The sequence below is a fragment of the Indioceanicola profundi genome (assembly GCF_003568845.1).
GTDB lineage: Bacteria > Pseudomonadota > Alphaproteobacteria > Azospirillales > Azospirillaceae > Indioceanicola > Indioceanicola profundi.
Genome location: NZ_CP030127.1, coordinates 582,156 through 597,321, shown reverse-complemented (window position 1 = coordinate 597,321; position 15,166 = coordinate 582,156). Strand labels below are relative to the sequence as shown.

Below are 15,166 nucleotides of genomic sequence, written 5' to 3'. Positions count from 1 at the left end.
ATGACCGACCTGACCTCTACCTACGCCCGCATGCCGGGCTCGTTCGGGCCGTGGCGGAGTATGAAGGTCGGCATGAAGCTGTTCCTTGTCGCCGCTGTCTTCACCACCGCGATCCTGGTCCTGCTGGCCTCATCCATCATCATTCTGCAGGAGCAGAAGAGCGACGCCGCTCAGGCGGAAGCGATGGGGCGACAGCGCTACCTGATCCAGAATTTCTACATCGACTCCCTGACGGGCATGATGGGAGCGCCCGTCGACGTGCCCCAGCGCCTGCGCCTCCTGGAACGGAACCTACAATCCTTGCGGAACGGCGGTCCTGCCCTGGTCGACGCCGTGACGGGGGCGACCGTGGACATGCCGAAGCCGCATCCTGCGCTGGCCAGGACGCTGGAGGAGCAGGCGCTCGCCATTGACCGGCTGGCATCCCGCCTGCAGGCGCTGACTGCCACGCAGAACCAGGACTACAGCGATCTGCGCGTCCTGGCCGAGCTTGATGAACTGCGCGTCGCTGCGACGAATGCCGCCGATGCGTCGGCCAAACAATTCATCGTCCTGTCGCAGCAGCGGGTCCAGCAGGCCGTTGTGGCGCAGGCGGTGATCGGCGCCATCGCCATCGTGATCGGGGCCATCGTGGCGTGGCTGGCCGCGCGCAGCATCGTCGGCCCGCTGCAGAACTGCGTCGCCATGGCGCGCGGGATCATCGAGGGGAACCTCCGCCAGCCGCCGCTGCCGGTGATCTCCGCCGACGAGCTGGGTCTGTTGAGCCTGACCTTCAACCAGATGCTGTCCTCCCTCCAGTCCATCACGCAGGAGACCCGCTCCACGGCGGAGCGACTGGCCGCGGCCGTGGCCCAGATCTCCGCGTCCATCCAGGAGCAGGCGGCCAGTACGCGCCAGCAGGCTGCGGCAGTGCAGGAGATCACCTCCACGGTGGAGGAGATCGGACAGTCCTCGCAGCAGGTCTCCGAGCTCGCACGTCAGGTGGGCGGCGCCGCAGAGGACATGGCCGCCACGGGCCAGTCCGGTCTGCTGACGGTGCGCGATGCCGCCAGCGCCATGGAATCCATTCGCGCCCAGACGGAAAGCGTTGCCGAAACCATCGTGGCCCTGTCGGAGCGCACCCAGGCCATCGGCGAAATCATCGCCACGGTGAACGAGATTTCCGAGCAGACGAACCTGGTCGCCCTGAACGCCGCCATCGAGGCTGCGGATGCCGGCGACCAGGGCCGGCGCTTCGCAGTGGTCGCCAATGAGATCAAGGCCCTGGCCGACCAGGCGAAGGACGCGACCAAGCAGGTCCGCAGCATCCTGGAACAGACGCAGAAGAACATCAGCGCCTCGGTCATGCTGACCGAAGAGGCCCTGAAGCGCGTCACCGTCGGCCGCGAGAAGGCGCTCGCCTCCGAAGAGGCGATCCATCGCATGGCCGAAAACATCCAGGAGAACAGCGGCTCCTTCCAGCAGGTGGTCGGCGCCACCGGTCAGCAGCGCATCGGCGTGGAGCAGATCGCGCAGGGTCTCCAGCAGATCCGTCAGGCCAGCGTGCAGACCGCGTCCAGTACGGATCAGCTCGCCAAGGCGTCCACCGACCTCAACCAGATGGGCGAGACCCTGACCAGACTGTTCGAGAAGTACCGGCTGTGAGCGACATCCAGGCAAGGCTGATCCAGGCCTTCCAGATCGAGCATCGTGACTATCTTGCCGGCATCCGGGTTTTCCTGGACGCCGCGGTCGAGGCCGCGCCTGCGCCTGCCGCGCTGGAGGAGGCGTTCCGGCAGGCACACAGCCTCAAGGGGGCGGCACGGGCTGTCGGCCTTGCGCCGGCGGAGCAACTGGCGGACCGGCTGGAGACCCTGCTGGACCGGGCACGTCAACAGCAGACGCCGCTCGGGGCGGAGGCGATCCAACTCGCCCGCGCCGCCCTGGACATGGTGGAGGACGTGGCCAGCAGCTTGACGGGAGAAGCGCCGCCCGTCGATCCTGCGCCCATGCTGGCCGAACTGGACCGGTATCTGGGCGCGGCACCGCCGCGCCGGTCATCCCTCCCGGTCGGCGCCCCGGTCAAGCTGTCTAGGCCCAATCTCCCCACCCCGCCGGTTCCCGGCCCCGCACCTGCGGACAGTGCGGCCGGGACCCTGCGCATGGAAGCGGTCCGGCTGGACCGCATCCTTGAGACCACCGGCGAACTGCTGACGGAATCCAAGCGCTGGGAGGATTCGGCGCGGCAGGTCGGCGCCATGGCCGATGGGCTGCGCGCCATCGAGGAGGATTGGCGGGAACTGCGGCGCATCCTGAGCAGCCATGGGGCGGGTACGGCCGTGGCGGAACGCCTGGACCGCCGTCTGCGCAGCCTGACCGCGGCTGGTCGCACCCTGCGCCGTTCGGGCGTGCAGTCCGCCCAGACGGCCCGCCAGCTGGGCGGCGGCCTGCGCGACGATCTGGCCGATGCCCGCATGGTGCAGGTGGAGGCCGTGTTCGGCACCACGCGCAGCCTGGTCCGCTCCACTGCCTCCGACCTGGGCGTGCAGGCGGAGATCACGGTTGAGGGGCTGGGGCTGCGTGCCGACCGGCTGGTGCTGCAACGGCTGAAGGACCCGGTGCTGCATCTGCTGCGCAACGCATTGTCCCACGGCATCGAATCCGCGGCGGAGCGGCGGGCCAAGGGCAAGCCGGAAGCAGGCCATCTGTCCCTGACATTCCGCATGGTGGCCGGCCGGCTGGAGGTCTGCGTCGCGGATGACGGCCGCGGCTTCGACCTGCGGGCTGTACGCGCCGCGGCGGAGCGCCGGGGCCTTCTTTCCGGGCGCAGCGATACGATCCAGGAAGAGGAGCTTCTGCGCCTGATCTTCCGCCCAGGCTTCACCACCCGGGCGGAGGTGAGCGACATGGCCGGGCGCGGCATGGGCCTGTCGGTGGTGTGGGAGGCGGCCCTGCGCCTGGGCGGAGCGGTCCGCGCACAGAACCGGCCAGAAGGCGGGGCGGAGTTCCGCATCACCGTGCCCGTCTCGGGCTTCGCCCAGACCGTGCTGCTCGCCATGGTCAAGGACCAGATCTTCGGCATTCCTGCCGACGGCGTCGCCCGCCTGCACCGGATCCGCCCCTCGGCCATCGAGATGCTGGAGGGGCGCCCGGTGGTCCGACTGGATGGAGAGGTCCTACCCCTATCCAGTCTGGCTAGCGTACTCGGAATGCCTGGGGCGCAGGTCCAAACCAGCCGGTCGAGTGTTTTCATCCTGGTGGTGCGCGCCGAGAGCGGCCGGGCCGCCTTCGCCTGCGACGGATTCGTCGGATTGCGTCAGGGGCTGGTCCGGGATCTGGGCCATCCGCTGCCGACCGATGGGGCCGTGTCCGGCGGCATGGTTCTGGATGATGGACGGGTGGCCTTGGTTCTGAATCCCTATGCGTTGCTTGGCGCCGACCGACGTACGGGCATTACCCTCGTCGAGCGGCCGGAGACGCCGCGCACGCCCGTGGTGCTGGTGGTGGATGACAGCCTGACCACCCGCACGCTGGAGAAGAGCATCCTGGAGGCGCATGGCTATCAGGTGCTGCTGGCGGTGGATGGCATGCAGGCGCTGCAACGCCTGCGGTCGGACCGGATCGATCTGGTCATCGCGGACGTCCAGATGCCCCATCTCGATGGGTTCGGTCTGGTCGAGACCATGAAGCAGGACCCGGAACTATCGTCCACGCCGGTTATTCTTGTGACTTCACTGGCGAAGCGGGAGGACCGTCAACGCGGGCTGGCTCTCGGGGCGGATGCCTACATCGTCAAGCAGCGTTTTGAACAGGCCGAGCTGCTGGCCACCATCAGGCAGCTGATATGACGCCCATCCGTGTTCTGATCGTCGAGGACTCTCCTACCGTCAGCCTGCTGCTCCAGCATGCCATCGGCAGGGACGCCCGACTCACGGTGGTGGAGACGGTAGCCTCGGCCGAGGAGATGCTGGACCGGCTGGAACGTGTGCAGCCCGACGTGATCTCGCTCGACATCCGCCTGCCGGGCATGAACGGGCTGGATGCGACGCTGGAGGTGATGCGCCGCAGGCCCACGCCCATCGTGGTCGTCGCCGCCGGGGTGAATTCGGAGGACGGGCATCTGGCCATGGATGCGCTCCGCGCCGGAGCCCTTGCCGTGGTGGAGAAGCCGCAGGGGTTGAGCCACGCCGACTATGCCGTACTTGCCAAGCGGCTCTGCGATCAACTGGTTCGCATGAGCAAGATCAAGGTGGTGCGGCAGAGCATGCGGCGGGACCTGGCCTTTGCCCTGGACGGGGCTGCCAGAAGCTTGTCTGCCGCGCCGCAGGCGGCTCCCCGGACGGCACCGAACGTGCCCGAGAGCTACGCTGCCCTCGGCATTGTCGCCTCAACCGGCGGCCCTAGCGCGCTGGTCACGCTCTTGAACGGGCTTGGGGCGGATTATCCGCTGCCCATCCTTCTGGTGCAGCATATCGTGGGCAGCTTCCTGGCTGGATTTACCGACTGGCTGAGTTCCTCCACGCCTTACCAGGTGCGCATCGCCGCGGATGGAGAGGCGCCGCAGCGCGGCTGCGTCTATGTCGCGCCCGTCGAGCATCATCTCGCCCTCTCGGGCGGTCGTCTCAGGCTGGACAAGTCTCCGCCCGTGGGCGGGCAGCGCCCTTCCGGCACGCTGCTGCTGAAGAGTATGGCAGCCGATCTCGGGCCGCGGGCGATCGGCGTCGTGCTGACCGGCATGGGCAGCGACGGCGCCGACGGCATGCTGGAGCTGTACCGTGTCGGCGCGCAGACCATTGCAGAGGATGAGAGCACGGCCGTTGTCTATGGCATGCCGGCCGCGGCGGCGAAACTTGGTGCGGTGCGTACGACCCTGCCGCTACACTTGATCGCGCCGCGCCTGCGCATCCTCGCCGGCATCCGGCAGGAGGGTTCATTCTGATGCGCAAGCAACGCATCCTGCTCGTCGAAGACAGCCTTACGCAGGCCCTGCGCCTGGAGGACATGTTCGATCGCGCCGGATTTGCGGTGAGTATCGCCAGTTCCGCCGCCCATGCATTGGACGAGCTGAACCGCTCCCTCCCCGATCTGATGATTCTGGATTATCACCTGCCGGACATGCGGGGCGACGAGCTGTGCCGGCAGATTCGCCTGAATGTCGGCACCTTCTCCATGCCGATCATCGTGCTCACGGCGGATGAATCGCCGGCGGCGCAGCAGGCCGGGCTTGAGAGCGGGGCCGACGACTTCCTGCCGAAATCCGCGCAGGACAGCATGATTCTGCTGCGGGTCCGCAACCAGCTCCGCCACACCGACCGCGACCCGGACAGCAGCATGGCCCTGCCCCGCGCCGCCTTCCGCAAGGCGGAGGTGCTGGTGGTCGGCGCCCCGGCGGAACGGGCCGAAGACCTTGATCAGGTTCTGCGGGAAGAGGGCTGTCGGGTGGAGCATGTGCCGGATGCAGCCAGCGCCATGCGCCGCGCGCCGGAGCGGGCCTTCGACTGCATCATCGTGGCGGAACGGCTCACTGATGGCGACGGGATGGACACCTCCTTGGAGTTGCAGTCCGTCGCCGTGGGCGGGCCGGCGCTGCTCCTGCTGCTGCGCGGGGCGGAATCCGCCAGTCGTATCCGTACCGCACTGGAGCTGGGGCTGGATGACTGTATCGAGCCGCAGCCGGACTATGCCGTGCTGCGCGCCCGCCTGCGGGCCACCTTGCGCCGCCGTTTCCTGGCGGAGCAGAACCGCCGCATCCTGGACGACTATCTGTCCCGCGAGCGCGAATCCCTGCAACTCCGCGCCGAGCGGGCGGAGGCGGAGGCGCGGGCTGCCCTGGCCGACGAACTGCGGGAGGCCAATGACCGGCTTCAGGAGGCCTATGCGCGGCTGGAACATCAGGCGGCGGTGACGCGGACCATTACGGAAAGCGTCTCCACCGCCCTGTTCATGGTGGACCAGGACGGCCTGCCCACCTTCATGAATCCGGCAGCGGAAACGCTGCTGGGCTGCGGGCTGGAGAGGTTGCAGGGGAAACCGCTGGCAGAGAGCATCGGGCTGAGCGAGAACGGCATCGCCGCCCTGCGCGACGGGCAAGCCGAGCTGTTCCGCGTGGACGGCACCAAGGTGCCGGTGATCATGTCGGTGGCCCATCTGCGCCAAGGCGGCATGGTGGTGCAGATGGTGGACGTCACCGAGCGGCGGCGGGCCGAGCAGCGCCAAGCCATCCTGATGGCAGAGCTGAGCCACCGGGTGAAAAACACCCTGGCCACTGTCAATTCCATCGCCGCCCAGACCCGCCAGCGCCACCAGCAGGATACCGACGCCTTCTGGGCAGCCTTTTCCGGCAGGCTCCAGGCGCTGTCCAATACCCATAACCTGTTGGCGCGGCATCATTGGGGAGAGGTCGAGCTGGCACAGCTCCTGACCAGCGAGGCTGCGCCCTACCGGGATGAGCAGCGCGGCAACCTGCGTCTCGACGGTCCGCCGGTGCAACTGAGTCCCAAGGCGGCCCTGGCCCTGGGCATGGCGGTGCACGAGCTGGCCACCAACGCCGCGAAGTACGGGGCCTTCTCGACGCCCGAGGGGCGGGTCGACCTGTCCTGGACCATCGACGCCGCGGCGGAGGAAGGAAAGGAACGCCTGCTGATCACCTGGCGGGAAACGGGCGGTCCGCCGGTGAGCCCGCCCAGCCGCAGCGGTTTCGGCTCCCGCCTGATCCGCTCCGGCCTGGCTTATGAGCTAGGCGGATCGACAAAACAGGATTTCCGGCCCGAAGGGCTGCGCGTCACCATGAACGTGCCCCTCTCGGAACATGTGCGGCTGGCCGACCCGGAGAGCGCCGCCCCCGCGGCGTGAGGGCGCCGCCCCACGCCTTTCCGATGTGTGGAGGCTTACTTCTCCACAAAGGCCTTTTCGACCACGAAGTCGGCCGGGTCGTTGCTGGAACCTTCCTTGAAGCCGCGCTCTTCCAGCATCTGCTTCAGATCGGCCAGCATGTCCGGGCCGCCGCAGATCATGGCGCGGTCCAGCTCGGGATCGAGATCGGGCAGGCCCAGATCGGCAGCCATCCGGCCGGTGTGGATCAGGTCGGTGAGGCGGCCCTGGGTCTTGAACGGTTCGCGCGTTACCGTGGGGTAGTAGACCAGCTTCTCCCGGACCAGATCGCCGAAGAATTCATTGTCCGGCAGCTCGCGGGTGATCAGCTCCTGATAGGCCAGCTCCGCCTTGTAGCGGACGCCGTGGGTCAGGATGACCTTGTCGAACTTGCCGTACATCTCCGGATCGCGGATCAGGCTCATGAACGGGGCAAGGCCGGTGCCGGTGGAGAAGAGATAGAGGTTGCGGCCCGGGCGCAGATTGTCCGTCAGCAGCGTGCCCGTGGGCTTCCGCCCCACCAGCACTGTGTCGCCAACCTTGATGTGCTGCAGCCGGGAGGTCAGGGGACCATTCGGAACCTTGATGGAGAAGAACTCCAGATGGTCCTCATAATTGGCGCTGGCCATGGAGTAGGCGCGCACCAGAGGCTTCCCCTCCACCTGCAGCCCGATCATGGCGAACTGGCCATTGAGGAACCGCAAGGACTGGTCCCGGGTCAGCTTGAAACTGAAAAGCGTGTCGGTCCAGTGGTGGACGGAGATGACCTTCTCCTCGGCGAACGCGCTCATAATCCCTCTCTACACTGTTCCACACCGCGGCGTGTGGTATTGCCAATCAAATAGCCCATTTCTTTATGTAGGACAATCGTCCAGCAGGGCCAGGGGCCGCATGGCAGACCCGAGCGCATGGGGCGGATGGCCCCTGGCTGGCCTAAGGATTGCGTAGAACGGCACGCCCCCGTCCCTCCTGTGCATGGGTTCCCGGCTTGAACCGGATTACCCCGATTCCCTATATCAGGGGCTTGTTTTTGGAACCGGGTCCCCCACAAATGGCAAATCAGTCCCCGCAGGTCGGCTTCGTCAGCCTGGGCTGCTCGAAGGCGTTGGTTGATTCCGAGCGGATCATCACCCGCCTGCGCGCCGAAGGATACGGCATCGCCCCCACCTATCAGGATGCCGACATCGTCGTCGTCAATACCTGCGGCTTCCTGAATTCCGCCAAGCAGCACTCGCTGGACACCATCGGCAAGGCCATCGCCGAGAATGGCAAGGTCATCGTGACCGGCTGCCTTGGCGTCGAGCCAGCCCGAATCCGCGAAACGCACCCCACCGTGCTGGCCGTGACCGGCCCGCAGCAGTACGACGCCGTGCTGAAGGCGGTACGAGAGGCTGCGCCCATCGCACACAGCCCCTTCACCAGCCTGCTGCCGCCGGGCGGCATGAAGCTGACGCCGCGCCACTACTCGTATCTGAAGATTTCCGAGGGCTGCAACAATAGCTGCACCTTCTGCATCATCCCGCAGATCCGCGGCAAGCTGGCCAGCCGGCCGGTTGCCGATGTTCTGCGCGAGGCGGAGGGGCTGGCAAAGGCCGGCACCAAGGAGCTGCTGGTCGTCTCACAGGACACCAGTGCTTACGGCGTCGACGTCCGCTATGCCGCGGACCAATGGCGGGACAAGGAATACCGGACCAAGCTGAAGGACCTCTGCACCGGTCTGGCCGAGCTGGGGATCTGGGTGCGCCTGCACTATGTCTACCCCTATCCCGAGGTGGACGACCTGATCGAGCTGATGGTGGACGGCAAGCTGCTGCCCTATCTGGACATCCCGTTCCAGCACGCCTCCCCGAACGTGCTGAAGGCCATGAAGCGCCCTGCCAACCAGGAAAAGGTGCTGAACCGCATCAAATCCTGGCGCCAGGCCTGCCCGGACATCGCCATCCGCAGCACCTTCATCGTCGGCTTCCCTACCGAGACGGACGGGGATTTCGAGTTCATGCTGCAATGGCTGGAAGAGGCGGAGATCGACCGCGTCGGCTGCTTCCGCTATGAGCATGTGGACGGGGCCAAGGCCAATGACCTCGGCGGATTCGTGCCGGAGGAGGTCAAGGACCTGCGCTTCAACCGCCTGATGGAAAGCCAGCAGGCCATCAGCGCCCGTGTCCTGCGCCGCCGCATCGGCCGCACCACGCCCATCATCATCGACGAGGTGGATGAGGAGGGCGCGATCGGCCGCACCAAGTGGGACGCGCCCGAGGTGGACGGCATCACCTTCCTTCAAGGCGAAACCGGCCTGAAGCCGGGCGACATCGTCCAGGCGAAAATCGAAGAGTCCGACGAGTACGATTTCTGGGCAAGCCGCGTCCACGCGTGATATAAGCGGCCGGAGAGCCATTCCGGCCGCGCCCCATTCCAGGGGCGCGGATGCATGGCTCATACGCCATTTTACGTGCAACCACCCTTGATTTGGCTGGGGAGGCCTGTTAGAAGGCTGGCCTTCTTGCGACTGGAGCAACAGAGTCAATGCCCACTATCAATCAGTTGATCTCGAACCCCCGCAAGCCGCCCGAAGAGAAGCAGCGGCGCCTGGGTCTCGAAGGCAATCCCCAGCTTCGCGGTGTTTGCACCCGCGTGTACACCGTGACCCCGCGTAAGCCGAACTCGGCACTGCGTAAGGTCGCCCGTGTGCGCCTGTCCAACGGCCACGAAGTCACCAGCTACATCCCCGGCGAGGGCCATAACCTGCAGGAGCACTCGGTGGTCCTGATCCAGGGCGGCGGTCCGAACGACCTTCCCGGCGTGTCCCACCGCGTGATCCGCGGTACGTTGGACGCCCAGGGCGTGAAGGACCGTAAGCAGAAGCGGTCCCGCTACGGCGCCAAGCGGCCGAAGTAAGATCGTTGCCTGCCGGCTGGCGGACCGCATGGCTCCGCCGCCCGCCTTCGGCAGCCCCGTCGCTTTCCGCGAAGGGTGGCGCCTGCGGGCTGGCAGTGCACAGCGATCCCGCCACGTCCGTGCCATAGCGCATCGGTCGTGAGGAGCAGAGCGCGGTCCCCGGTATCCGGGGGCCGCGTTTCGCGTTTTCAGGGCCGGCCGCACCAACCCGTCACTATCCAAACGATTTCGCCAATCTATTGACTTGCATCAAATCCGCGGGCCGGTCGGATGTGGGACCGTGTGCGCCGACGGATTCCGCGGAACGGCTGCCCTCCGGGCCGCCGCTGGACTGCAAGATCATGGATGCGCTGACCGATTTCATGTGCCTGCCCCTGCGCCCGCCTGGGGCCACGTCCTATGACGGGCCGCTGCTGGCCACGCTGATGGCATCGACCAATGACGGGGTGATCGTCACCGATGCCGACAACCGCATCCTGACGGTGAATCCCGCCTTCACCCATGTTACCGGATATACGGCGGCGGAGGCGGTTGGGCGGAAACCGTCCATGTTGAGTTCCGGCCGGCATGGTTCCGCCTTCTACAAGGATATCTGGCGCTCGCTCCTGACCAGGCATCAGTGGGCCGGCGAGATCTGGAACCGCAACAAGGCCGGCGACATTTATCTGGAGCGGCTGCGCATCTTCCGGATCGCCGATCCGCAGAGCGGCGCCGTGCGCCACATTGCCGTCTTCACCGACGTGACGGAGCACCGCCGGGCACGGAGCAGGGCTGAGCGGCAATCGCGCTTCGATGCGCTCACCGGGCTGCCGAACAGGAGCTATTTCACCGACCGGCTCGCCCAGGCCATGAGGGACGCGGCCCGCACGGGGAGCACGGTCGGCCTGATCGTGCTGAACATCGATAATTTCCGCCGCATCAATGAGCACTTCGGACATGCTGCCGGCGACCGCGTTCTGATCGCCGCGGCCCGGGGGCTGCGGGGCCGGCTACGTCCGACAGAGCTGGTCTCCCGCCTGTCCGGCGACGAATTCGCCGTAATGACCCCGTCGCGCCCGCCACATCAGCTTCCAGCGTTGGCGAGGGTGCTTCAGCAGGCCGTCACCGCCGCGGGCGCGGGCTGCGGCTTAGGCGCCCCCCTGACCAGTTCCGTCGGACTTGCCGCCTCCCCGGTGGATGGAACCAGCGCCGATATGCTGCTGCGCCATGCTGCGGCGGCCGTGGATGAAGCGCAGAAGCTGGGCGCAAACCGCTGCTCCTCCTTCAGCAGCACGGCTTCCGAACAGATGAAGGCACGACTTCGGATCGAGGCGGCCCTGCGCCAAGCCGTAAGGACGAAGGCGTTCGCCCTGGCGTTCCAGCCGCGCATCGATCTGCGTACCGGCCAGCTGGCCGGGGCCGAAGCGCTGATCCGCTGGACGGACCCGGTCATCGGGCCGGTGCCGCCGGCCACCTTCATCCCCATGGCGGAGGAGCTTGGCCTGATCGAGGAGATCGGCGGCTGGGTCCTGGAGCAGGTGGCCGGAGCCGCCGCCGCCTGGAAAGCCGCCAACCTTCCGCCGATTCCCTTCGCTGCGAACGTCTCGCCCCTCCAGCTCACCCATCCCGGGCTGGCGCAGCATGTTGCGGGCCTGCTCGACGCCTATGGGCTGCGCCCCTCCGACCTCCTGATCGAAGTGACGGAGACGGCGCTGGCCAGCGATGCCGGTACGGCCCGCCGCACCTTGTCTGAACTCCGCGCCCTGGGCCTCACCGTGGCCCTGGATGATTTCGGTACCGGATTCGCCACCCTGGCCAGCCTGCGCCAGCTTCCCGCCGACGAGATCAAGATTGACCGCTCCTTCATCGCCGGCATGGATGCCGAGACCGAGGATGCGGAGATCGTACGCATGGTCGTGGCTCTTGGCGGCGCCTTGGACCGGGCCATCGTGGCAGAAGGTGTGGAAACCGCCGAGCAGGCGGAGAAACTACTGCGCCTGGGCTGCCAGTATGGCCAGGGCTGGCTGTTCGGACGCCCCATGCCGCTCACCGACCTCATGCGCCTGGACTGCTCCCCCGATCCCGCACTGTCCCGCCCGGAGACCTGCACATGACCCAGTTGCGCCACATCCGCCATCTCACCGCCCTGCTCATCCTGGGCCTGCTTCTGGTCCAGGTGCCGTCGATCGCGGCTGGCGAATGGCTGCTGACCTCCGGCTTCAGCGGCCATGCGGCCCTGCTGACCGGCACGCTGTTCATCATCGCCCTGTGCGCCTGGCGGCTGCTGCGGGACACAGTGGCGGAGCGGGTGGTGCTGGGCGCCGCTCTGCCGCTGGCCGCAGGTGCGGCAATGGTCGCTTTCCAGGGCCATCCCTGGCAGGGCGACCTGCATATTTACTTCTTCGTGCTGCTGGCCGTGGTCGCGGGCTTCTGCGATCGGGCCGCCATCGTGGCCGCCGCGGGCGCGGTCGTGGCACATCACCTGCTGGCGGCGTTGCTGGCGCCGGACTATCTGATGCCGGGCGGGCTGGAGGTGCTGCGCCTGGGCCTGCATATCTGGCTGGTGCTGTTCGAGACGGCCCTACTGCTCTGGCTCGCCACCACCCTGTCCCGCGCCTTCCTGGCATCGCAGGCCGCCCTGGACGACGCCCACCACGCCAGGGATGAGGTGGAAGCCGCCACACAGGAGCGGGAGATGCTGGCCGCCAAGGCGCGGGAGGAACGGATGGCCGTGCTGATGCAGGTCGCCGACAAGCTGGAGGCGGAGGTCGGCCGGCTGGCGGTGGAGGTGTCGGACGCTGCCAGACTGGCTGCCGAGGATGCCGAGAACCTCCGCGGCTTCGCCCGCAAGGGGATCGATATCGCGGTGGGCGTCAGCCGCTCCAGCGAGGGGGCGTCCATGAATGTGGAGACGCTGGCCGCCGGCACCGGCGAACTGGCCGCCTCCATCTCGGAGATCGGGGAGCAGCTTGAGCGTTCCGCCGCGGTCAGCCACCGGGCGGCCGAGCGGGCGCGCGAGACCCGGCATATCGTCGGCAGCCTGGTGGAGACGACCCGCAGCATCGACAGCGTGCTGGACGCCATCAGCGAACTGGCCGCACAGACCCAGCTCCTGGCCCTCAACGCCACGATCGAGGCCTCCCGCGCCGGAGAGGCCGGCAAGGGCTTCAACGTGGTCGCCAACGAGGTGAAGAATCTGGCCGGGCAGTCCGCCCGCTCCGCCCAGGAAGTCGGAGCCAAGATCGCCGCCATCCGCAAGAGCACGGATGAGGCGGTGGCCGCCATTGAGGAGATCGCCACCGTGATCCTGGACCTGGATCAGGTCAACGCGACCATCGCCGGGGCCGTGACCGAGCAGGATGCGGCCACCCGCGACATGGCCGGTCACGCCGCCGCCGCCGCGGAGGCAAGCCGCGCCTCCGCCGACCTCAGCGAGGAGGTCGTGGCCGTAGGCCGCTCGACCGGCGAGGCCGCGGACCGGATGACCCGCCTGTCGGAAACCCTGAAGGCCCGGACGGAAAGCCTGACCGCCGCCGTTGGCAAATTCGCCGAAGAGGTGCGGAGCGCGGCCTGACGGTTCCTAGAACGCCGGCGATTCGGCAATCCCCTCGCCGGGCGCGTCCGGCTCCAGCAATTCAGACCCGCCGGAGAGGAACTTCAGCTCACCCGTTGCGATGTCGAAATGACATCCGACCAGCTTGAGGGCTCCGGTCTCCACCCGCTCCCTGACCCAGGGGAAGGTCATCAGGTTTTCCAACCCCACCTCCACCGCCGCATGCTCGCAGGTGGTCTGGAGTTTGACCGGATCGCCCGCGCAGCAGGCCAGCGCCTTGACGCGCGCGGGCTCGGCAATGCGCATCCAGGCGCCGACAAAGTCGGTCGGGGCGGTGCTCTGCTTCAACAGGCTGGCAATGCCGCCGCAGCCGGCATGGCCCATGACGACGATGTTCTGCACCTGCAACTGCGTCACCGCAAATTCCAGCGCGGCGCTGGTGCCGTGGAAGTCCTGGTTGGGCGCATAGGGCGGCACCAGGTTCGCCACGTTGCGCACGACGAATATGTCGCCGGGCCCCGCATCGAAAATGAGCTGCGGGTCCACTCTGCTGTCGGAGCAGGCGATAATCATGCATTTGGGCTGCTGCCCGTCCTCTGCCAGGCGCTGATAGAGATCGCGCCCGACCCGCCATGTGCCTGTGCGGAAGCGCCGGTATCCTTCCAGAAGACTTTCCATGGTCGCCATGCCCCGATTGGGATCGCCGCCCGCATCTGGCGGGCGCAGGATGTATCCCTGTTAACGCTGCAATCGATCTATCGCAACCTCTTCATAGACCCTGCCGGTCCTGCTGCCCGGCAAGCCTACTGATGGTAGGGTCCGCCCGCAGCGCCGAATTGCACAGCGGACCGGACCATGACAACACACCAGAGCAACGACCCGATCACGCCGGACGGCCCCCTGATCCACGGCCATATGCTGGATGGGCGCGGAGGCGGGCGACGGCTGGGCTGGGCGGAGGCCCGCCTCGCCGAGCCGGCGGAGGGAGAGGTGCTCTGGCTGCATCTGGACCGCAAAGTCCAGGAAACCATGGACTGGCTGGAGCGGGAAAGCGGGATTCCGGAGCTGGCGGTGGAGGCCCTGACGGCGGAGGAGACCCGGCCCAGGCTGGTCAAGGTCGCGGGCGGCATGGTCCTGATCCTGCGCGGCGTCAACCTGAACCCCGGCGCGGAGCCGGAAGACATGATCTCCCTGCGCATCTGGGTCCAGGATCGCCGGATCGTGACCGTGCGGCTGCGTCGGCTTCTCGCCGTGGCGCAGGTGCGCGACGCCATTGCCGCCGGGCACGGTCCCGCCGATCCCGGCGACCTGATCGTCATGCTGGCCGAAAGCATGACCGAGATGATGGAGCCGATCATCCTGGAGATGGAGGAGGTGCTGGACAGCGTGGCCGATCCCGATGCCGACGAGTTGCCCCGGACCACCCGCGTCCGTCTGGCCGGCCTGCGCCGTCAGGCCGCGATCCTGCGCCGCTACATCGCCCCGCAACGCGATGCCCTGGCCAGACTGGCGGCAGACGACTCCTCTCCGCTCAGCGAGGGGGAGCGGCTCCGCCTGCGGGAGGTGGCGGACGACGTCACCCGCTATGTGGAGGCGCTGAACGCCACCTGGGAAAGAGGCGCCGTCCTGCAGGACGAAGTCGCAAACCGGCTGACGGAGCAGCTCAACAGCCGCCTTTACCTGATGTCCTTGATGGCGGGCATGTTCCTGCCCCTGACCTTCGTCACGGGTCTGCTGGGAATCAATGTGGGCGGGATTCCGGGTGCGGAGAGCGGCAATGCCTTTCTGATCGTCTGCGGGCTTCTGGGCCTGTTCGCGCTTCTTCAGTTGGCGCTGCTCCGCTGGCTGAAATGGATCTGATCCGGCCGCCCTATGGCGCTGCCCCGCGCC

General features: G+C 67.3%; 11 protein-coding genes. 9 read left to right on the top strand and 2 right to left on the bottom strand.

Annotation, left to right across the window (positions count from 1 at the left end; all coding sequences use genetic code 11):
- From DOL89_RS18870 to DOL89_RS18855, 4 genes are read left to right on the top strand one after another with little or no spacing between them, the layout of a single operon-like run.
- Nucleotides 1-1,644 carry a methyl-accepting chemotaxis protein gene (locus DOL89_RS18870; protein WP_162937673.1) on the top strand — a complete coding sequence of 548 codons (1,644 nt, stop codon included), beginning with the start codon at nucleotides 1-3 and terminating at the stop codon, nucleotides 1,642-1,644.
- Complete coding sequence (locus DOL89_RS18865; RefSeq protein WP_119680906.1) at nucleotides 1,641-3,827, top strand: hybrid sensor histidine kinase/response regulator; 2,187 nt, start codon at nucleotides 1,641-1,643, stop codon at nucleotides 3,825-3,827. The genes DOL89_RS18870 and DOL89_RS18865 overlap by 4 nt, the downstream gene beginning before the upstream one ends.
- Nucleotides 3,824-4,918: a chemotaxis protein CheB gene (locus DOL89_RS18860; protein WP_119680905.1), complete on the top strand. Its 1,095-nt coding sequence runs from the start codon at nucleotides 3,824-3,826 to the stop codon at nucleotides 4,916-4,918. Before DOL89_RS18865 ends, DOL89_RS18860 begins: the two co-directional genes overlap by 4 nt.
- Nucleotides 4,918-6,831 carry a response regulator gene (locus DOL89_RS18855; protein WP_119680904.1) on the top strand — a complete coding sequence of 638 codons (1,914 nt, stop codon included), beginning with the start codon at nucleotides 4,918-4,920 and terminating at the stop codon, nucleotides 6,829-6,831. The genes DOL89_RS18860 and DOL89_RS18855 overlap by 1 nt, the downstream gene beginning before the upstream one ends.
- Before the next feature lie 35 nt (nucleotides 6,832-6,866).
- Here the strand turns inward: DOL89_RS18855 and DOL89_RS18850 are convergent, their stop codons facing one another.
- Nucleotides 6,867-7,640 (bottom strand): ferredoxin--NADP reductase, encoded by a 774-nt coding sequence (locus DOL89_RS18850; protein ID WP_119680903.1) that lies wholly within the window; start codon nucleotides 7,638-7,640, stop codon nucleotides 6,867-6,869.
- Nucleotides 7,641-7,900: 260 nt separating this feature from the next.
- On the opposite strand from DOL89_RS18850, the gene rimO reads away from it, so the two are divergent.
- The 4 genes from rimO (at nucleotide 7,901) to DOL89_RS25875 (ending at nucleotide 13,297) form a co-directional block, all read left to right on the top strand.
- The gene (gene rimO / locus DOL89_RS18845) at nucleotides 7,901-9,223 is read left to right on the top strand and encodes a 30S ribosomal protein S12 methylthiotransferase RimO (protein WP_119680902.1); all 1,323 of its coding nucleotides are present in this window, start codon (nucleotides 7,901-7,903) and stop codon (nucleotides 9,221-9,223) included.
- A 149-nt stretch (nucleotides 9,224-9,372) separates the two neighbouring features.
- Nucleotides 9,373-9,744: a 30S ribosomal protein S12 gene (gene rpsL, locus DOL89_RS18840; protein ID WP_119680901.1), complete on the top strand. Its 372-nt coding sequence runs from the start codon at nucleotides 9,373-9,375 to the stop codon at nucleotides 9,742-9,744.
- A 341-nt stretch (nucleotides 9,745-10,085) separates the two neighbouring features.
- On the top strand, nucleotides 10,086-11,837 hold the full coding sequence (locus DOL89_RS18835) for a putative bifunctional diguanylate cyclase/phosphodiesterase (RefSeq protein ID WP_119680900.1): 1,752 nt from the start codon (nucleotides 10,086-10,088) through the stop codon (nucleotides 11,835-11,837).
- Nucleotides 11,834-13,297 (top strand): methyl-accepting chemotaxis protein, encoded by a 1,464-nt coding sequence (locus DOL89_RS25875; protein ID WP_119680899.1) that lies wholly within the window; start codon nucleotides 11,834-11,836, stop codon nucleotides 13,295-13,297. Before DOL89_RS18835 ends, DOL89_RS25875 begins: the two co-directional genes overlap by 4 nt.
- A gap of 6 nt (nucleotides 13,298-13,303) precedes the next feature.
- On the opposite strand, the gene DOL89_RS18825 is transcribed toward DOL89_RS25875, so the two are convergent.
- Nucleotides 13,304-13,954 (bottom strand): carbonic anhydrase, encoded by a 651-nt coding sequence (locus tag DOL89_RS18825; RefSeq protein WP_119681363.1) that lies wholly within the window; start codon nucleotides 13,952-13,954, stop codon nucleotides 13,304-13,306.
- Between the two features lie 177 nt (nucleotides 13,955-14,131).
- Between DOL89_RS18825 and DOL89_RS18820 the strand changes: the two genes are divergently transcribed.
- The gene (locus tag DOL89_RS18820) at nucleotides 14,132-15,136 is read left to right on the top strand and encodes a zinc transporter ZntB (RefSeq protein ID WP_119680898.1); all 1,005 of its coding nucleotides are present in this window, start codon (nucleotides 14,132-14,134) and stop codon (nucleotides 15,134-15,136) included.
- Nucleotides 15,137-15,166 lie beyond the last annotated feature (30 nt).